The 20,050-nt window shown below is 58.5% G+C and carries 14 protein-coding genes and 2 pseudogenes; 10 read left to right on the plus strand and 6 right to left on the minus strand.

From position 1 onward, the window contains the following. Window positions 1–50: 50 nt before the first annotated feature. Both istB and istA read right to left on the minus strand, forming a co-directional pair. Complete coding sequence (istB, locus tag QTI66_RS00315; protein WP_444814930.1) at window positions 51–905, minus strand: IS21-like element helper ATPase IstB; 855 nt, start codon at window positions 903–905, stop codon at window positions 51–53. Continuing rightward, complete coding sequence (gene istA / locus QTI66_RS00320) at window positions 902–2,425, minus strand: IS21 family transposase (protein ID WP_286556651.1); 1,524 nt, start codon at window positions 2,423–2,425, stop codon at window positions 902–904. The genes istB and istA overlap by 4 nt, the downstream gene beginning before the upstream one ends. A gap of 671 nt (window positions 2,426–3,096) precedes the next feature. On the opposite strand from istA, the gene QTI66_RS00325 reads away from it, so the two are divergent. From QTI66_RS00325 to QTI66_RS00340, 4 genes are all read left to right on the plus strand, one after another. Further along, window positions 3,097–3,849: a nucleotidyltransferase family protein gene (locus QTI66_RS00325; protein ID WP_286556653.1), complete on the plus strand. Its 753-nt coding sequence runs from the start codon at window positions 3,097–3,099 to the stop codon at window positions 3,847–3,849. Between the two features lie 6 nt (window positions 3,850–3,855). Then, entirely contained in the window at window positions 3,856–4,572 is a 717-nt protein-coding gene (locus QTI66_RS00330; RefSeq protein ID WP_286556654.1) for a DUF6602 domain-containing protein, read from the plus strand. After that, window positions 4,572–5,237 carry a hypothetical protein gene (locus QTI66_RS00335; RefSeq protein WP_286556655.1) on the plus strand — a complete coding sequence of 222 codons (666 nt, stop codon included), beginning with the start codon at window positions 4,572–4,574 and terminating at the stop codon, window positions 5,235–5,237. Before QTI66_RS00330 ends, QTI66_RS00335 begins: the two co-directional genes overlap by 1 nt. 457 nt (window positions 5,238–5,694) lie before the next feature. After that, window positions 5,695–6,696: a hypothetical protein gene (locus QTI66_RS00340; RefSeq protein ID WP_286556656.1), complete on the plus strand. Its 1,002-nt coding sequence runs from the start codon at window positions 5,695–5,697 to the stop codon at window positions 6,694–6,696. Between the two features lie 1,256 nt (window positions 6,697–7,952). Here the strand turns inward: QTI66_RS00340 and QTI66_RS00345 are convergent. Further along, a pseudogene (locus tag QTI66_RS00345) lies at window positions 7,953–8,417 on the minus strand (PrkA family serine protein kinase); the annotation flags it as partial. Between the two features lie 514 nt (window positions 8,418–8,931). On the opposite strand from QTI66_RS00345, the gene QTI66_RS00350 reads away from it, so the two are divergent. From QTI66_RS00350 to QTI66_RS00360, 3 genes are all read left to right on the plus strand, one after another. After that, entirely contained in the window at window positions 8,932–9,285 is a 354-nt protein-coding gene (locus QTI66_RS00350; RefSeq protein WP_286556658.1) for a hypothetical protein, read from the plus strand. A 305-nt stretch (window positions 9,286–9,590) separates the two neighbouring features. Then, a complete protein-coding gene (locus QTI66_RS00355) occupies window positions 9,591–13,148 on the plus strand; it encodes a RecQ family ATP-dependent DNA helicase (RefSeq protein ID WP_286556659.1) in 3,558 nt (1,185 codons plus the stop codon). 15 nt (window positions 13,149–13,163) lie between these two features. Next, window positions 13,164–13,904 (plus strand): hypothetical protein, encoded by a 741-nt coding sequence (locus tag QTI66_RS00360; RefSeq protein ID WP_286556660.1) that lies wholly within the window; start codon window positions 13,164–13,166, stop codon window positions 13,902–13,904. 474 nt (window positions 13,905–14,378) lie between these two features. Here QTI66_RS00360 and QTI66_RS00365 read toward each other — a convergent pair. The 3 genes and pseudogenes from QTI66_RS00365 to QTI66_RS00375 form a co-directional block, all read right to left on the minus strand. After that, window positions 14,379–14,981, minus strand: a pseudogene (locus QTI66_RS00365) (3'-5' exonuclease); the annotation flags it as partial. An 8-nt stretch (window positions 14,982–14,989) separates the two neighbouring features. After that, complete coding sequence (locus tag QTI66_RS00370; protein WP_286556661.1) at window positions 14,990–15,148, minus strand: hypothetical protein; 159 nt, start codon at window positions 15,146–15,148, stop codon at window positions 14,990–14,992. 139 nt (window positions 15,149–15,287) lie between these two features. Next, window positions 15,288–15,611 (minus strand): XRE family transcriptional regulator, encoded by a 324-nt coding sequence (locus QTI66_RS00375; RefSeq protein WP_286556662.1) that lies wholly within the window; start codon window positions 15,609–15,611, stop codon window positions 15,288–15,290. Between the two features lie 391 nt (window positions 15,612–16,002). Here QTI66_RS00375 and QTI66_RS00380 point away from each other — a divergent pair, with 391 nt between their 5' ends. From QTI66_RS00380 to QTI66_RS00390, 3 genes are all read left to right on the plus strand, one after another. Then, complete coding sequence (locus QTI66_RS00380; RefSeq protein WP_286556663.1) at window positions 16,003–16,287, plus strand: hypothetical protein; 285 nt, start codon at window positions 16,003–16,005, stop codon at window positions 16,285–16,287. Between the two features lie 1,472 nt (window positions 16,288–17,759). After that, on the plus strand, window positions 17,760–18,443 hold the full coding sequence (locus QTI66_RS00385) for a hypothetical protein (protein ID WP_286556664.1): 684 nt from the start codon (window positions 17,760–17,762) through the stop codon (window positions 18,441–18,443). A gap of 390 nt (window positions 18,444–18,833) precedes the next feature. Beyond that, the gene (locus tag QTI66_RS00390; RefSeq protein WP_286556665.1) at window positions 18,834–20,048 is read left to right on the plus strand and encodes a hypothetical protein; all 1,215 of its coding nucleotides are present in this window, start codon (window positions 18,834–18,836) and stop codon (window positions 20,046–20,048) included. Window positions 20,049–20,050: the final 2 nt, after the last annotated feature.

Here is a 20,050-nt window from a genome sequence, read left to right on the forward strand (position 1 = left end):
GGTTAAACGACATTCATCTTGGCCGGTTGGGCAGGGGTGAATGTCGTTTTTTATGGGGCTATCGTTGTCGCTCCTTTGGACTGGTTGTCGTTGTCGCTGGATGATTGACGCCGGCGATTCGTCTTGTCGTTGTCGCGCTGGACTTTCTGTTCCCGGGCAGCCACCTTGCCGCGGTAACTCTCCACGTTGTTCAGCTCGAAGATCGTCGAGTGATGAACCAGTCGGTCGATGGCAGCCACGGTCATGCCGGCATCCGGGAATACGGTGTCCCAACCCGAGAACGGTTGGTTGGCGGTGATAAGGATGCTGCGCCGCTCGTAGCGCTCGGCGATCAGCTCGAACAGCACGCTGGTCTCGGCCTGGTCCTTCCGAACGTATGAGATGTCGTCAAGAATGAGCAGGTCGTAGCGGTCGAGCTTGGCAAGCGCCTGGGGCAACTGGAGGGTCTGGCGAGCAGTCTGCAGGCGCTGCACCAACTCGCTGGTGCGCATGTACAGCACGCGTCGGCCGGCCTCGATCAGCGCGTGGCCGATGCCGCACCCGACGTGGCTCTTGCCCACGCCTGGGGGACCAAAAATCAAAATGTTGGCTCCCTTCTCGAGCCACGAATCCCCGCTGGCCAGCGCCATGACATGGGCTTTCGACAGCATAGGCACCTCGGCGAACTCGAAGCTGCTCAGTGTCTTGGTCACATCCAGCCGCGACTCGACGCGATGGCGCTCGATGCGGCGCTTCGCGCGCTCAGCCACTTCGTGTTCCAGCAAGCCGCCCAGGAAGCGACCTGCTGGCCAGCCCTCCTTGTCCGAGCGCTCCGCAAAGTCCGACCACAGCCTGCCGATCGTCGGCAGGCGCAACTCGTTGAGCATCAAGGCGTTGCGCCCGGGCTCGAATGCAGCGGCGGTCATGCTGGCACCTCTTCCGGCTCGTCTTCGTGTTCGCTCGACAGCAGCGCGTCGTATCGGCTCGGCGAGGGCATCGCGATCGTGATCTGCGGCACCTCGGTCTTGCGCGGGGCGAACTCCTCACGCAAGCGCTTCACGTCGGGCAATTCGCCGGCCAGGCGCAGCGCATCGAGTCGCTCGGCCAACACGCCCTCCACACCGTCGCGAGCGGCCATCTCCAGCAGCGCCACGATGGTCTGGCAGGCTTGACGTCGCGTCAGCTTCAGGTCGAGTTGCTCCCAGGTGAGGCGGTAGGCCTCGCGCGGGAACAATGCGTCACGGAACAACAAGCCCTTGAATGCCTGGGGCTTGCGCTTGAGCTCTTCGATGAAATGCCGGTAGTCGATCACCCGGCCGCGGGAGGTGCCGGGCGAGCGCGTGCCGCGCGCAAGCGTCAGGACGAGCGCCCCGGAGAGGTAGCAATCCAGCCGGTCGCTGTAAAGCCGCACCTTCAGGCGGTGACCGATCAGGCGCGAGGGCGCGCTGTAGAGGATGGCGCGTACGGTGAAGGTGCCACAGCGCGTCACGCGCGCCTCCTCCTCGACGAAGTCGGTGGTACGCCGCGGGGGCAGATCCTGCAATTGTTCGCGCTCGATGCGAAACGCAGCTGCATTGCGCCGGTTGCGCCGCATCACGGCTTCACGAACAAACCCCTCATAGGCCAGCCGGTCCTCGAAGTCGCGATGTCCGCGCAGCAGCAGCGCCTGATCGATGGCTTCCTTCAGGTATCGATGCGAGGACTCGACACTTCCGTTCTCGTGGCTCACGCCTCGGTTGTTGCGCGTGCCCACCATGCCGTAGTGATCCAGCAGCGCCGTGTAGCGCACGGTGAAATCCTCTTCTTCTGCCAGGTTCTTGAAGGCCGCCGACAGGCTGTCGCTGCGATGCTCCTGCGGCGCGCCGCCAGCTTGCCAGAGGGCGTTCTGCAAGCCCTTGGACAGAGCCTCGAAGGTCTCGCCACCCTCGACCACTTCGACATGCTCCCAGCGCGAGAACGCCAGAACGAAGTGGTACAGGATGTGGACGAAGGGCGCGTTGGAAATCGTGACACGCAAGTCGCCCACGGGGGTGAAGTCCGAGAGACCTTGATGGCCCGGCGCGTGTTCCTGGGGGAAGAACACTTCCTTGGGCGGGCCTTGCAAGGCCCGCCACTGACGGATGTGCCGCTGCAGCGTGCGCACCATGCCATCCGGGAAGCGCTCCGGGTGATCGTCCTGGAGCTTGCGCAGCAGCGTGACGGCCATCAGCTTGGGCGCGTTCTTGAGCAGCGGAACGACCTCCGCGTCCCAGACATCAGCGAATGGATCAGGCCTGGAGCGCCAGTAGCGCCGCGGGTTTTGCGAGGGTAGCGTCACCGCACTCTCGATGCGTCGCGCGCTGCGCTCGCTGATGCCAGCCTTGGCTGCGGCCAACTCCTGGGATTTCTTCTTGCGGGTGTTCATATAGAGGCGTACCTGCTGATCGGTGATTCGGGAACCTGACACGGGGGTCGACCTCTTCTTGAGACCTGAACCCGTCATCGTGAACCCCCACCAAACCGGCGCCGCCGGTAGCTCGTCGTCTACGGCGGCTACGCCGCCTTCGACTCCTCACCACCGGCCATCATGCTTGTCGTTCAGCCGGCCAAGATGAGTGTCGCCGTCCATGCTCGGCCACGCCGATGTTCGCCACCACGATGATCTACACGCACGTGTTGAAGGTTGGCAGAGGAGCGGTGCGCAGCCCTCTGGATTCGATGGCCCTGTTTTAAAGCGTCCAACTGCGCAACGTGGCGCCACAAAGCTGCCCGACGGGAATGCCCGGAACTGGCCGCGAGGGCAAGTTCGTGGTTGTGCTTGACAGCTGACCTTCGGCGCGATTGCGGTGTCGGCCAAGGACTGCTAGTGGTGAGTGTGGCCAACAGCCAGTCCCAGGCCAGCATCGGTCGTTGGGCCGCGCAAAGCGAAGGACAAGTCAAGACTGGCGAAAGTTCGGTTCTGCCAATTCGCAGGACCGCTCTCCCTAAGTAGCGGAAGAGATCTGCGAGGTTGACCGCAGGGCCTGCTCCGAGGCGCTCACTAAGAACGGGACCTGCAGCTATGGCAGATAGTCGCAGCTCCGGTCTGAGCAAAAATCTGGCACGCTTGGCGAATCTAGGCCACCGCCCAAGAAATCCATGGCAGACCAATATCTAGCCGACTTGCTTCAAAAATATCAGGTGAATACGGCCTATACGCAAGCCGTAGCCGAGCAGCAGATCTATGCGCCCATCGCGCAGTGGGCAGGACCATTTCTGGCCGCAGTGACGTACTCCGGGTCATTGGCGAAGGGTACTGCCAATAGCTGCTCGACCGACATGGATCTGTTCATCTCTCTAACCCCTCGAACTCCGGAATCGTTGCAGGGCATCTACGGCAAGCTGTTTCAAGCAGCCCAAGCGTGGGGCTGGAATCCTCGCCCGCAAAACGTGTCGATAGGGATTACGGTTAAAGGTCTCTCCATCGACTTGGTGCCGGGCCGACAGCAGGAGGGCTATCAGAACTGGCATTCGCTGTACCACCGGCGCGGCAACACGTGGCGCCAGACAAATGTACAGCTTCACATTCAGGCAGTCAGTCAGTCGGGGCGGGTGAACGAGATCCGATTGATGAAGCTGTGGAGGGATCTTGCGGGATTGGAATTTCCTTCCTTCTACTTGGAACTGTGCATCATGGAGGCACTTCGCGGTTGCCGCGTGGGCCGATTGGCCGAGAATTTCTCGCTTGCCCTCGAGTGGCTGCGAGATGAACTGTCAAGCCATCGCGTCATGGACCCTGCCAATAGCGCAAACTGCATTTCTGATGATTTGACGCTGGCGGAAAAGCAACTGATCTCTCGGTCGGCTGCCTTTGCCCGATCTCAGCCCTCATATAGCAACTTCGTCTGGTGAAATGATATGGCAAATGCCGTGGGTCTAAAGGAGCTGTTTGCTTCCCTTCAGGCGAAGCTAGCTGCTGAACTCCAACTTGCTCGCGCGACCATCGGCCATCCAGGGGACAAAGGTGGCACGGTGGAAGCAAACTGGCTGACCATGCTACGGCAGCACTTGCCCGAGCGCTACCGCGCCGACAAGGCAACTGTGATTGACAGTCGTGGGCATCGCAGTGATTCGATTGACATCGTCATCTACGATCGGCAGTACAGTCACTTAGTGATGCAGCACGAGGGGTTCCGTTACGTGCCCGCGGAAGCGGTCTACGCTGTCTTCGAGGTTAAGCAAAGCTTGGATAAGGCGCACCTCGAATACGCCGGTGCAAAGGCAGCTTCGGTCCGCGCGCTCTATCGGACGAGTGCAAAAACTGTAGACATCCGAGGGGAGACGCCGGCGAAGCCGCCGATTGCCATACTGGCCGGCTTGCTCTGCACGCAGCCTTCCTGGACGCCGCCGTTCGGTGATGCGTTTGCAGCCGCAATGGCCAAATTGACCGGTGATCATGCGATCGACCTGGGATGTGTTGCCACCGCAGGCGCCTTCCAGGTGCGGAGCGGGGAAATCAAATGCAGTGCTCACGAGACGGCGTTGGCGTTCTTTCTCTTCGCACTTCTCAACCGCCTGCAAGAGGTAGGAACGGTTGCGCCCATCGACTTCTTGGCCTATATGGAGCACTTGTGATGGCCTGTCCCGTCTTGCCCGCCAACGCCCATAGGAAAGACGCCCCGTTGGGGCGTTTTGCATTCCGCGCCCTGGTATCTTCGAGCAAGTACAACGACGGTGGGAAGAGGATGGCAGGTACAGATTCTTGGCTGCAGGTCATTGCGGCAGGGGCGAGCGCGTATGCAGCGTTCATGTCCGCGCGAACAGCGCAGCGGCATCTTCGGGTAGCGCACAAGGAGATCGATGTCGCTCTACTTGATCGAAGGGTCCAACTCGTCGACCAACTCAAAGCCACAGCCGACAAGGTAATCCGGTACGGGCACGGCGTTGGTCCATGGGATGTAGAAGACTTTTCGTCGCTAGTCGAACAGAGGCCAAGATTCGGCTACTTCTTCAATCAGGAAATTGTTGATTGGCTTGTCGAGGACTACATGGGACTCGTCGCGCGTATTGCCACTACGACTGTCGCTTACGAAGACGAAGATAGCGAGGCCGAACGCAAGGAACTGCGGGATCGAATCCAAGAAGACATTCGCGAGTTGATGGCGCAGATGCAGTTTGTTTTTCCGGAGAAGGTCGCTCCGTATTTGGAGTTGTGGCGGGCCGACGCGCCCATGCCACCGTTGAAGCAACGAGTGAAAAGATGGTGGAAAAAGTTGCGGCCTTTAAAGCGACGCAGCTAGTCGCCCCATTCCTGCAAGACAGATCAGGCCAAAATCCTCCCCACCGGGGGAGGATCCACATGGCCGATGAAATAGTGCTCGTTGATGTCGTCAAGACTGCAGTCCTCCACTGCAGAAGTGCCAGTGCGGCGCCCGGAATGGCCGGAAAGCGGCGATAGGCAGTCGTCCGCGCTCAAAGAGGGGAAGGACCTAACAAAACACGACCGAACGGGGCGCTGATCAACATTGGGCGCCTCTCGACGGGCGACGCGCGCGCAAGCAATTGCAGAGGTGGCTCAGCCGTCAACGCCGCGAGGGTGGGACAGCGCACAGACCACTTCGGGGCAATCCCTTCTGGCAACCGGCGCCAGCTTCGTCTTGCTCATCACTAGTGGGTTTTATGGAGCTAACAGGTTACCCCTTGCAGTATCGCCAAGAGCGAGGCCCGTAAACTTCGTGGGCACCAGAAAAAAACTCGATGCCGCTGCCACTCAAAGACCTCGTCAAACTAAACCAAATCATTCAACGCATCCAAGCTGGTAACTTCGATGCGAACGATGTCGATGGCCTGCTGATAAAGCTCCGCGGCTATGGAAGAGGGAGGGACGTCTTTCTTGAAGTTGCCCATTTCGTCGCGCATGCGGACGCTCGGAATCAAGGTCTAGCGCAACAGTCCATCACCGGATTCGTTGACTCGATGCAGTACTTCCAAGAGTACGTGTCTGTCCAGCGCCCGCTGAACCTTGATGAACCCTTCCCGGCCTACATCTATCGTTTGTTTCTTTCCCAAGCGAACCTGGCAGATGAAAGTCGCCTCAAAGCCGACCACAAGATGAGTCGTGGTTCGCTCATCAAGAAGATCGAAGCGGCCTTTGCCGTCGACAAGAGGGCGGGCACTTGCAGCCTGCGAAACAGAAAGGGTGGCGTTGAGTTGCGTGCTGCCCTCCACTTCGTCACCAGCTTCATCCATTCGCGCGCAGCCTTCCACCTTCGCGACTTCCATCAGGAATTGAAAGATGTAATGCGCACACAAGCTGTTCTCTTCGATGAGGAGGTATGGGACGCTCAAGCAGACCGTATGTCTCTCGCCATCCTATGCCTTGTATCAAACACACCATTTGTATTGGCAAATGGAAGCCGCGCGAGTTGCGCTGTAGAGACTGAGAACCACTTTCGACTTCTCAGCGGGCAGCGCCGATTGCCCGCAGGAGACATGACCAGTGAACCGACCAGCTTCGGGCGGCTGATGGTAAAGGGAGAGGCGACGGTCATCAGTGAAAACAAGACTCCACTTCGGATCGCGTTCCCATTGATCGCAACCGACCTCGACCCACACGAACACTGCGACCCCAATCTATTCATACGCGACCATGGAACAGAGGAGTTCGCAGGCTGCGTAGTAGAGATCATCAACTTCGCGCCGGATATGTCGCTGTCCGATGATTTCAAGCTTTTACGGATTGAATCAGCGGTCCAGTGATCTATCTCGATGCGGCCGCCATCCTTGCGCTCAGTCGCCTGACTACTTCCAAGCAGAGCTTGGCGGAAGTGCTGGCAGAAAGGAACTCCAGATCTGCAGAGTGGCCCCCGCATCACTACGCGCGCGAAGGCCTCTTCTGCACGCGCCACGGCTATGTTTTCGTGCTCGCCATGCCGATGGGCACGATCTTCAAATGCTGGTCAGCGGTTGCCTTTGCCTCGAGAAGATTGACGCCATTGAGGCAGCTCGACTCCTCTATGGACTCGATAGGAAGGACCATTACCTCGGCTGCGCTGGTTCTCTTCTCCTTCGCGACGGCAGTCATTGCACTGACGGTGATTGCTCAGTGGTGTTCAAGGGGCTGGCATAGCCGGGTATCTAGATCACGGGGAAAGAGCAAGAACGGCACCCGAATACGCCGGCCGCTAGGACACTCATGATCCGGGGTTATTGACCGCGGGTTTTCTGGGTAAGGGTCACACGGAGCGATTTCTCCCTCAGAAGTTTCGACAGCGGATTCGATTGATTCATTGATACCCGAAGACTTCGTTTAACTTCGCTCTCGAATACTCAGCGGGACGGTACATCAGCCGCTGCAGACCTAGCCCACGACTCGCTAATGAAAATTTATGTGGTCGCCCATTGGAGGCCCCAAACTTGCAAAGTATGGGGTTCCTTTTGTGGCGCGCACGTTACGATGGCGATGAATCACCGGTGAGCCATTGCTTGAACACTACGTAAAAGCCAATGGCAATTGCTTGGAACGTAGGATTATTCGCAAGAGCGAAGATATTGCGAACCACCGTCGTTACCGCTGCAACTACGACTAACCAAGGTTTCGAGCATTTCTTGCCTTCATTACACATGGACGTGTTCCTTCCGAAACGTGTGACTGTCGATTACTACCAACTTGCATGATCGGGATGCCACTCCCTCGCACCTCAGCATAGACAACAAAATGAAATCAGAAATTGTTTTTGAATTCAGAACGGGGCCGAAGTGCGAAAGTTCCTAGCCAAACGCGGCCGGCCTTGAGCGTGATGACGGGTGGTTTACCGACAGGAGGGAGTGGAAATCCCGACAGGTTGACCTCAGCTCTGAGCGCGTTTTCGTGACAAAAATCACAAAAGGGTCGGGTGAAAGCAAGAAAATTAATGGTTTTTCTTTGTTTTTGTTTCAAGAGTGTGGAACTTTCGGAGCGAAGGGGTGCCGAGCACTCACTGGTTCTGATGCTCACCCTGCTAAGTGAGGGCAGGACGCAGCAGCTTCTCGTAGATATTGGCCTCTTCCGACACGCGCAGGCAGTAGGGCCCCTTCACGATGTAGATGCGGTCGAAGAAAGCTTTGTTGTTCTTGTTGTTGCGGATGGCCTTCCATTCGCTCCCGCCTGTGGGCCAGCACGGTGCCGTCGAAGGGAATGGCGCCGAACCCTTCGGTGCCCTTTTAATTGCCGTCCTGCGTGGCCGTGAGTAACGGGTGCAGCACCTTGATTGGCGCCGTGTACATTTCCACCAGCTCCCTGGTACGCGAGGGTACAGCCGCCGCCTGATACACATAGCCGTCCTGTCCCTCAGCGCGTATGTTTCGAGGTTGCGCCGTTCGGCCCATAGAAGGGAACGGGGGCTCGATGAGTTGCTGAGCCGATCGGCGATCGAACTCTTGCCGCCACCCACGGGGCCTAGGAGGTACAGGATCTGCTTCTTTTCTTTCAAAGCGCGGCTCTAAGACCTAACAGTACTCATTCACCAGATCCATGACGCCTCCTTCGCCTTCCCGCCGTCTCTGTCACAAGCCATCAAAAATTGCATCGAGCGCAAGGCCGCATTGCCGTAGCTGTCCTGTTGAGGATTTTTCGCTTGTCCAGCGCCATCAGAAACTGACCCCCCCTTGTGCCTCACATGGCTGACTCGCCGGCGAGCGGACGGCGGCTTTGATCGGTGAATATCGCGTGAGCCACAGAAACTTCCCCGTCGATTAGCAATGCCAGAGCCGGGGTTCACGCCCCTCGTGGTTCCCACCATCGACGATCAGCAGGATCGAATCAAGCCGTCGCTTGACCTCCTCGCGTCGGGAGGCGCTCGCCAAACCGTCGCCAAGTTGATAGAAGTCGCATAGCCCCGCCACAATGCTCGATTGCCAGTCTTGCGATCTCGACTCCATCGTGTAAGGATTCGTTACAAACTCCTCGGCGTGAGCTGAGGGCTAAGGTAATTCCAAACCGACAAATGGAGCGCAATGACTCAACCAGACACCAAAGAAATCGCCCGCCGCCTAGGTTTGTTGTTCGAACAAATCTCACCGCGCAAAAAGGCGAAAAGCATTCGGCTTACGAAGGATATGTTCAATAGGGTGGCCGAACGAACCAAAATTGAGAGCGCAATCTTGACGCCTATAACCAGTGCGCTAAGGCGCAAGGAAATCTACCTTGTCCGTGTCGGAGCGGACTTTGCATTGGTCAATAAACTGGCCTTGGCAAGTTGGATATTGCCAAGCACAAGCTCGGTCAAGGCCGCGATGCGGCCTCCTAAGAATCGCACATCTCTCAATCCGCAAGCCGCCTGGCCGTTTCCAACGGCGGGCAAGTCCTGAAAGTCGCGACGATTTCACAAGCCTGAATACATAAAACACTTGGTCATCATCCTTATCCGCTCGACTAGGTCCCGCCTTTTATATTTGAACTTAGTTGTAAATCGTCCCCCTAGTCGCAGGCTGTTTGATTTGGAGTCAGTCAGCGCAACGTTGCCGGGGGGTCGGTTGCCTCGGCTTCTGACGGCAGGATATTCCCGATGGGTCAGGCACGCGATGTTGCTTGAACAACGACACCCATTCGGGCGTTGCAAAGTCCACCTACGAGCATTGTTGCCATTGGTCGGAAACGCTTGGAGGCAAGTGCCATGCAATTCTCAGTTGGCCGCTTATCCGCGCTGCCGTGCTTTCTGAAATCAACAGCTTTTTGGAGTGGCGCGCTTGACCCAAGAACGTCCATCGACGATCAAGCGCGCTTTGGACACCTTCGCGAGTTCTCATCCGCGCACCAATGGGGGTTGGATCTCAAAGAGGCCTCGCTCGACGCACCCGATGGGACAGCGTTAACCGTTATCGAGTTAGCGCTTGGGATCTTGCAACGCGGGGCCTGGACGCCCTGCACCTGGCGGGTGGAGCAATCGCTAGGGGAGGCGATGGCAGACGCTGGGTTGGTGACGCTGCAATCCTACGGCGACAAATCTGGCTTGCTGGGCTTTGATGCCGTTCCTACGCCCCATGCCAATCTAAAGCGCGCCCTTGTCGCGGGGCGCCTGTGCAGCGAGGCGTCGCCGGGTTGCGCAGATGCGTTGTGGGATTCAGCGTGCCAAGACAGTGGCTTTGCCGGAAGTGAGGCGGAGCGCCAATTTTTCGACGAAGTGCTGGTTCCGGCGCTCGGCTTTCCGCTGTTGGACTACCTGCGGGTTCAGACGCCTCTCGAGGAGCTGCTCGGCGTCAATCCGATGGGTTTTCATCGTCAGCGTACCGACTTCTCGATTGACACCGGGCGTGGGTTGCGCTTGGTCATTGAGGTGGACGGCAGGCAACACAACGAACTCGCCGCGCAGCAACATCTCGACCGGAGCCGAGACGCCTCGCTTCGCAAGAGTGGATGGCAGATTTGGCGCGTGCCTGTCGCAGATCTCAGCGACCCCAAGGCACGGCAAACCGAGCTTCTGGACTTGCTTGCGCGCACGAGAGGGGGCAAGTGGGGGCTGGGCGTTCAAGCGGCGCCCGCGCGATCGTTGGAAGTGATGAACGCAGTCTGGGGCGCGACGGTCGTGGCGCGCATCCAGTTCTTGATGCTTGTTGCTATGGAACGTGGGCTGCTGCTTCCCGAACGAGCCTGGTCACTGCGGATCGTCGAACACGATACGGATGTCGCTGCATTGGCCATTGCGGACTTTTGCGATTGGTTTGGACGATTGCGCACTCTCTACGGGCTGGCGCAGCTGCCCGAGATCCACCTTGCGAGTGCGACCGAGGACGGGATCGATCTCGTGATCGAGATCAGCGGCACAAACCCTCACTTTGCGCCGGAGCATCAGCGCTGTCCGGTTGCGTGTTCTCGACCTGCCAATTGGATGGTGGACGAAGCAACGTTGCGCTTCTCGCAGCGCGAATACTTGACCAGTGCCCCAGAGAAGGAATTGCTGGAGTCCTTTGGCAGAGATCTCTTTCGGAAGGCCCACCTGCGCGAAGGGCAGCACGAGATCCTTTGCAGGATTTTGCAGGGAAGAGATGTGGTCGGACTTTTGCCGACAGGAGGGGGCAAAAGCCTTACCTACCAGCTTGCCACCATGCTGCTGGGCGGCGTCACCTTGTACGTCGCCCCCCTGAAATCGCTGCTCCAGGACCAGTATGAGCGGATGACGGTCGATGGCATCGACTGTTGTGGCTTTATCTCCAGCGCGCTGCAGACTGATCAACGGCTCAAACAAGAAGCACGATTTCGTGCAGGACGAATGAGATTGCTGCAAGTCGCTCCTGAGCGCTTCCTCATGGACAACTTCAGGCGGTTGCTCAGCGACTATCAGTCGCACTTCGGCCCAGTCAGCCAGGTCGTGGTCGATGAGTGCCACTGTGTCAGTGAGTGGGGGCACGATTTCCGGCCAGCGTATCTAAGCCTCAGCCGCATCGTGCGAGACCGGACGGTAAGGCTCGATAGCTCGGCTGTGGTCGTCGCGCTCACGGGCACCGCATCAAGCATTGTCCTTGAGGATGTTCGACGTGAGCTCGGCATCCTGGATATGGCAGCTGTCGTCAGGGCAAGGAAGCTGGATCGTCCAGAGCTTTCGCTGCAGTTTGAAAAACTGCCGGGCACAGGGAAGAGGCCCGCTATGGTTCAGGCGGTGGACTCATTTCTGGAAATCCATCGGGGGCAGCCAGGTGGACTTCTGCTGTTCACGCAGCATGTCAACGGGCCGCTCGGTGTTTATGAAATTGCCAACGAAGCTGTTCGCTGCCTTTCGATGGAACCGGGGAAGGACATCCGCATCTATTCAGGTGAGCGTCCCAAGGCACTGATGAACTCGACCTCGTCGGCTGGCTGGGAAGTCGAGAAAGCGCGGACGCAACGTGATTTCATCAACCCCCGAGGCGACACATTTCAGGTCTTGGTCGCAACCTCGGCGTTCGGCATGGGGATCGACAAGCCCACAATTCGCAAAGTCATCCACTATCTGGCCCCTCAGTCCCCAGAGGCGTACTACCAAGAAGTGGGACGCGCTGGTCGCGACGGCGAACCCGCCGAAGCGCTGCTGCTGTTTTCTGACGAGGCGGCACAACTTACCGATTCGCTCCTATCACCGGAGACTGATATTGATGAGGCTCGTCGGCAGCACAAAGCCGTGAAATGGGGCGTGCCGGTCGGGGATTTCTTCACCACGTTCTTCTTCCACGCCAATCGTTTTACCGGTGTGGAGGAGGAAACCGCCAATGCGGTCCGGGCACTGGAAGCCATCAAACACAAAGTGGACACCGGGCTGTCCATCGTGCTGCCGTACACCTCGAGCAGAAAGGACATGTCCTGGAACTCGGAGGCACATTTAGAGTACGCGCTGGTTCGTCTTATCCACCTGGGCGTCGTGCTTGACTACACGAAGAACTTCAACGCAAGGACGCTTGAGGTCACTCTGGAGCCAGGGTGGCTGTCTGCCAGAGATGAAATCGACGTCTACCGGGAACGCTTTGTCGAATGCATGGATACATACGTTCGACGCTACGAGACCCGACGGGCGGGCGCGCTGCTCGAGGCAATCGAAGCTGCTGAGACGGTCAATGCCGTGGAGGAAGCCGCGCTAAGAGCCATTGTTCAGTATCTCTATTCACAGATCGAACGGCGTCGGCGAACGTCCACCCGAGAAATGCTGGAGATCGCTCGCGAAGGTGTAGGGGACCAAGCCAAAGCGCGGCAGCTGCTCCTTTTTTATCTGCAGGCCAGCGAGAAGTTCACGCACGCACTGGAACAGGTCGCCCGCGAGGAGACCGCTTCTATGGGCTGGGCGACGCTCGCGCAATCAGCCATGTCACCTGTCGAAGTGGACGAGTTGCGCGGCGCCGCCACCCGCGTTCTGGAAAGCTATCCAACCCACCCCGCATTGCTGTTCCTCAGCGCAATCACCCGACGCGCTCCGTCTGCCGCCGAACTGGATCGGTCCAAGGAGGAATTTCAGGCGGCTTTAAAGACTTTGGCCGATACCGATGCTGATGCGGCCGCCGACGCAGCCGAGAAAGCGCTTGAGCTGTGTGGGGGATTCGACGCGCCCCTTGCCCGCCAACTCAGCGCGCTGTATGGCGCATGGAGCCTTTCGTTGTTCGGGCCTCGCTTTGCACTTGAGCGCGTGGGCCAGGAAGGCGGGGCTAGGTTCGGAATTTTTAAAGAGATGATCGCCACCGCTCAGCGCGGATTGCCTACGCTGTTCACTTAAATCGGAGAAGAGGAAATGGAAAAAGAACTGGAAATGTTCGTGGAGGCCGCCGAGCAGCTTGAACACCTGAAAGCCACGTTGGCCGAGCAAGGCAATGCCAGTACGCGGCTTCGCGCCTTGGTGGACGCCGTCGATAAAGTGGCCGATCAAATCGGCCGCGTGCCTCAGGGCCTATCCGTGGTGTTGAGCCGCGCCGAGAGTGCCGAGAAAAAACTCCAAGTAGCCGTCGAGCAGGTTCAGGCACTCAAGGACTCTGTGCCAGCCCTCATTGCACGCTTCGAGTCTTCTGATGTGGGGCGCTCCATCGACTCGTTGACCACTCACATCGCGGCGAGTCGGGAGGAGCTCAGAGGTTTCAGAAGCGCAGCCGCTGACTTTGAGATGGTTGTGGAGCAAATCAGATCAGCCGGCGAAACAGCGCGCCACTTGGTGGCGACTGAAATCTCGAAGGCCGCACAGGCCCAAGAGCGCACCATCGGCGCGATAGGCTCCTTACGGGCAGAGGTGCTCGAAGGGATGAGCGCCTTGTCGAATCGCATCGACAAAGTCGCGGGTCTGTGGGAAGGCGCAGGCGCGGCCACCGCGAACGCGTTCACCCAGACCACAAGCGCGATCAAAAGTGCTGGTGAACGTCATTCCGAAGTCCTTCAGCAAATTGCTGCTTTGCGCAACGACGTCGGGGCAATTGGTCAAGTTGTGACCCAGCAAGCCAATTCGATCAAGGTGTTGTCAACCAAAAAGGGCCTTCTCTTTTAGTCTCATCCGGCAGAAAGCGCCACGCAAGTTCTTGAAGGCGTGACTTTGCCTTTAGGCCGTCTTGGCGGAGGCGCTTGCACGCCACCGCGCGAAGATCCTCGCGAAGAAGCCAGCTGGTTTCGCTGGCGGCACTGGTTCGTAGCGGGGAAACATTGAGCCGGCAGAAGGCGGCGCCCCTTGAAGCAAGGGTGCGCGCGCTAAGGTTGCGATCGGCACCGGTCTTGCCGGCTGAGCGGGTGGATGCGCACTTGGCAGTGGCGCCGGCGGAGGCGAAGGCGCCGGCGCAGTCACTGGCATAGGGACGTGCGGTCGTGGCACAGGGGCGGGTACAGCGGTTTGCAGGCGGAACGGGCTTGCGGCTTGACTGGACCCACATTCGTTGGGGATCGGTGTGCTGGCGTGACGAATCGGCGCAGTAGCCGGAACGGGGTTGGGAGTGGGGGCTCGCGGGCGTTGCGCGGCGATGGAAGTACCAGCGTGCGAGCGGAACACCTTTGCGATGTCAGCGCGCGCGGTTCGCTGCAAGCGAAGCATCAATTCGTGCGGAACCGTCTCGAGGCCATAAGTGCGGACAATATCCGAACACAGTCGGCTCCAAAGCTTGGCAGTGACTTCAACATCGGCCATCGCGCGGTGGGCGCGACCTGTCGTCGGCAATGCCAGATGTCGAACGAGGGTTCCTAGCTGGTGATTGGGCGAGTGGGGGTAGATGCGCCTGGCCAGCAGCATGGTGCAAGCGAATGCACTGACACACGGCGTTGAAAGGAGGCTGAGTTCAGCCTCCCAAAACTTCCGATCGAAGTTCGCGTTGTGTGCCACCAATGGAGCGTGGCCCACAAACAATGCGGCCTCTCGCATCACTTTGGATATGGGCGGCGCCGAGGAACGCATCTCGTTGGTGATGCCCGTGAGTTGCACAACGTCAACTGGTATGGAACGCCCCGCGTTCATCAGGCTTTGAAATCTGTCGACGACCTCGCCGTTGCGAACGAGCGCAATGGCGATTTCCGTAGGACGATCCCCGTTAGTTGGAGATAGCCCGGTTGTCTCGAAGTCGAGTACCGCAACTGTTTGCATTGAGTGCTTCATCTAGTTCCAATCAGGCGTGTACCAGGCTCGTTCGGCAGGACGACTTCGCCGGAAAAGGTCCAGTAGACGGTGGGCAATTGTTCCAAGTCCGGACGGGCGGGCGGCGCCGAAATAATTCGGCCGGTGTCGTCGTGCTCGATCACAGCAGCGTTCATGTCTGCTCTGACGGGAAGGTTTGGCGTTGACATAAGTTCCGCCCGAAGTAGGCGGCAGAAGCCGGGCAACATCGCCCACGCATGCACTCAGCTGCGGTGCATGCGTCGACGGTTGCTAGAAGCCGCAGGAAGCGGCTTTTTAGGAGGCTTCGTCGCGCTGTCGATAGCGCGGCTGCGGCCTGGAAGGAGGCTCGACTTCCGTGTCCCACACGGCACCGAAGCTCGCCATGTAAGCGACGATGCGCTCGATCTGCGCATCATCGAGCACCTGGAATGCCGCCATAAAGAACGCTCGGGTCACACTGATTTCTCGCGGGGCCTGCCCGCCCGTGTGCTTTCGCCACTGTTCAGGTTGCACCGCGAACAATCGCGCCATTTCATAGGCGGTAAGTCCGAAATGCTCCTTGAGCAGTTGCAGGTCGCGGGGGCTGGGTGCCCGATAGTCAGTGACCGGTGGCGTCATCCGCATAGACGATCCCGCTTGGTCGTCGCCAGACCCCGTCACGTGGGCCTAGCTGCTGGAGCTCGAGGATTCATGAGTGGGCTTCCTTGAAAGGGTTGAGGGCGCTGCGTTATCGCTGCGCCACGTTAGGGATTTTACCGACCCTTAAGGTCGCCCTAGGAAGTTGACCAAATTGCTTTGTGAACAATGTCACAAATCTCACTTTCGACACTTCGCGTATGGGTGAGGCCGCGCAGGCCGGGGCGTCACACTGACCACTGCTAGCGAATCTTCTGGGTGTCTTGCCCATCATAAACAGGGCGGCCTCGAAGCCGCGCATGCGCTCGGGCAGGTCCGGGGCAAAGCTGATGGTCGACGCTTCACAATCACTGCGTGGAACGAGGAGATAGTCATGTCAGCTAATCTATTTAAGGATCACCGTCTGGCCGAGATTGAGGCATGCATTGCAGAAGCCCTGACGAAACTGCTTGGCAGCTCCACCACGGTGTCAATTGACGGAATGAACTGGACTGGCGGGGTGGGTTTCAAGACGGGAGCGACGTTCACCATGAAGGCGTTGCACGATTCCCAAAGTTCCTACGGTTACGAGGGCCGCTACTCCGCCGCCTCCACCTCGAGTTCCTCCTCCGGTTCCTCCGCCGGGTTTGACGATATGGACGACGACATACCGTTCTAGGGTGGCGGCGTCGGCTTGGTCGTATTTGAGATCTGTGCATCGGGCTTATCGTCTAAGGCGTCGATGACCGGTAGGTTCTCTAGGCGGCGCGCTTCGCTCGGCCACGGCATTGTCCAAGCGGCGCGCTCAATGCAAGTTGAACATGGTGGCAGTGGCGGTCACGGTCACGGTCATCTGTGGCACGGCTCGTTCGGAGTTGGCTGAAAACGTCTAGCAACATTGCTGTTCAAAGGCCGCCACCGTGGGCTCATCGCCAAGCCTGAAAACCTGTTGGCCAAAATCCCTTTCATGCGAGGAGACATCCTCTGCGTTGATCCCCAAGGCGTTCTCGCGTAAGCGGCGCCAGTCTGCCCACCTTGAGATTGGCAGTTGGGCTGGAGACGATGCTGTCCATCCAAGGTTAGAAGGACAGCTATGGTCGCCAGCCCGAAGTAGCGTCGCCGTCACAGCGAGGAGTTCAAGGCGCAGGTCCTGATGGCGTGCGCGGAGCTTGGCGCCTCGGTGGCTGCGGTGGGATTGTCGTTCGGGTTGAAGGCCAACCCGGTGCATCAATGGCGTCGCGGGCGCGGGGCGCGCACCGGAGTTCATCGCGCTGTTCTCTACCGCCTCGAGCGAGAGTTGGCCGTCCTGACATGCGAGGAGCGGCAGGCAAGGAGACGCAGTGATGCAAAGGCGCTGTGGGAGGGGTTGCATGCATGGCTTCGGCTGGAGCGAAGCCTCGTTCAACAAAGCGGACGAGCTTGGCTGAGAAGAAGAAGGCGATAGAGGATGGAAATCGCTCCTCTGCGCTTATTGTCTTATTGTCAAGGAAGCGAAGATTCCGGTTGAATGATGAGGGATGGCTGGCGCGTTGCGGGCGTGCGCCACGCTCGCAGGATCCACGATGAAGTGGCCGACACGGGACACACGGGCGCGCTGGCAGGCGCAGGGCGCGGTACCAATCCGTCCACCAGCACAGCGCCGACGGAAGGAAGGGTAGGGTGTTGGTCGAGTGCGTCCTGGCACCCGTCCGTCTATGTCGCTATGCGGGGGAACTGAGGTAGTTACGCGGGGTTCGGCATTGGCAGCAGTGGAGCTGGAGCAAGAAGCGCCACCATGGATTATCGAACCTAAAAGAGCCACCGAATTGCCGCAAGTCAACACCGGGCGACTCCCGATGGGTAGTCATTCGTGGTCGTTAAGACGACAACGGCTGCAGCGCGAGCAGCGTTGAAAGACGACAAGAATAGCGGCCGCTGCGCGGCAGTCATCATTCTGTCTGGCCGACTGGGCCGGGTGACTCCTCCTTACAAAGGAGGATGATTTCGTCCGATGAGGCGACTAAAACATTCACCGCTGCGAATGCGTATCTGTTGATCAGCGAGCGCACCGGTACCTACCGCCCGCGAAGCAAATGCGACATCAGGCGAGTTCGCGCCCTTCAAACGCGTCGATGGAACTGGAGCGCGTCCAGAAATCAAAGAGCATGCAAAATGACATTGGCGATATTGACTGCGCTATTGGCGTTCACTGCAACGGCGATCGCGACACTTAGCGTAAAGACCGTCGACTGGGAGCGAAGACGACTTACGCTTGTTGGTTGGGTGGCCATCGCGGTTGCCTTCACCGCATTTCTTCTCGCGAGCTATCAAGCCTTTGCGAATAGTAAAAAGGAGAACGCGGTAGCAAAGCTTGCTGGCACGCAGATCTCGAATGCGGTTGCCACATTGACGTTACCATTCACGGCGGTCATCAACGTGGTCAACGAGAAGCCCGCACTCCCTGCAACAGCAGCGGACTTGGCCCAATGGAAAGACGCCGGTAGGCGTCAAAAAATCGTGAACGTTCGCAAGTTTTGGGAAGAGGGACGACGTGTGCTTCCTGGGCCACCTCAAGGTGACTGGATCGCATTGTTTTGCACCTTCACAGGCCGGGGACAGGAGGAGCTCAAGAGTCGCATCGCACCCTTTTATGGTGTGCTGAGTGAACAGCTGATCGCCAAGGCGAATGACGTCATCAACGACCCAGCCGCTGCGGATTTGCGTTCGATGACGCCTTGCGGACGACTGCAAGACATCTATGCGCTTGATCGCCTTCTCTCACAACCTTCAACCCTAGCGTATGTTGAGAAACTCATAATCCTGCAAAACGAACTCGCTTTATTGCAAGCACGATAGACGCAGGTGGCGCGGACGCCCGAGCATTGATGCTGTGGGTGATCGAGTTTGGGCACCATGGCCTTGATGTTGCGAGTACGCTCGACCTGAACTGACTTGAAGTAAGGTTTCAGTCCGTCCCCGCACCTGGGTCAAGTCCAACTTCATCTCGATGCTCACGAGTACGCGCATTTAGCTCTCTCTCTCTCTCTCTCTCTCTCTCTCTCTCTCTCTCTCTCTCTCTCTCTCCCTCTCGAGAAATCGTTTGGGTGTGGGTATGCATCGCGGACTTTGCCGATTGAATCGGGTCCCACCAGCGAGCCTGAAAGGCCGAACCCATACCGTGACTTGACCGAGGCGCCAATCCGACCGCAATATCAAGCACAAAGCACTAAGTGAGTTCGGCGCAGCATGGACTTCCATCAGCTCTCTAACATGCCGGAGATTGTTGCGGAATGCGTTCGATTGCATCGGTTGAATCGCGCCCAAGCGTTTCGCAGGGACGATGCCATTCAACTTGATCGCTTGAAAAGTGCGATGCCCATGGTTTTCGAGCTCATGTCGACCGCGATATGCCAAGCAGTGGCAGAGCAAAGGATCGTGACGATAGAGGACGACGTCCAGCCTGGCTACGTGGTTGTGCGCGTTGGCGACGTGCGCGCCTTTGTGCCGTTCTTTTCCGCCAGCATCTTCCCCCATGGCCAATTGCTCAAAGAACTCTGTGAGCTTGGTGATCGCCTGCAAGTTGGCTCAGACTCGGTTATCTGCATCAGCGGCAGCATGAGCCAACTTGGCCTCGGACTGCCCATTGGGGATTGCGATTTTTGTGAGTACTTGCCCAATGGGGATCGCGCAATTGCCGAGCGGCTGACAAGTAAGCTCGTGAATTTGTCGCCCCACTTGGTGTGCACTCGCGTGGTGCTAGGGCATGACGCCACTTGGCGGCCGCCTTGGAATGGTGAAGGCGAAGATCTGACGCAACAGCTTCGCCTGGAGATTGAGGGGGCCGAGTTCCGACAGTGCACGTTTCTTGCGTCAGTTCCGTCACTGGGCGTCATGGAAGCGACCAATCTATTGTTGCTTCTGGACTTTGCCGATCGTGAGTCCGCTGAAGCCCATCGGAGTTTTGCATATCAGGAGATGCCGCTTGCACGCGACGGCTGGGTTCCACGCCAACTGGCTTCACCCTTAGTGCTGGGCGAATACGTCGATTGGCTGGTAAACACGGCCAGTGAACTATGTGGCAAGGCCCGCAAGGAGCCACGCGCCTGCGTCAAGGCTGCTCGCCGAGCGCTGTCTGCGTCGCGACTATTGTTTCTGCACCGGCATTCGGATGCGCTTGTGCGGTTGCTCAGTGACGATGCAGCGAGGCTCGCGGCACTCTTTGATCGTTGTCATCTCTACGCCGAGATCAGTTCCATTGCCGATGAAGCCGTCAAATCCCTTGCTGATGATTTGGCAATCTCCATCAGCCAACTGCGCGAAAGCGATCTTGTAACGGATTGCTCCAAGCTAAGCGAACTGGAAAGTGCGGCCTTCGTGGCAGTCAGAGACCGTGTCGTACCAAGGGTGGAAGATGCCCTGTACGCCATTCGGCGCTCGATCCGTCTGGACTCGACTGCCTGATC

This window comes from Variovorax brevis, from assembly GCF_030317105.1.
Taxonomy (GTDB): domain Bacteria; phylum Pseudomonadota; class Gammaproteobacteria; order Burkholderiales; family Burkholderiaceae_C; genus Variovorax; species Variovorax brevis.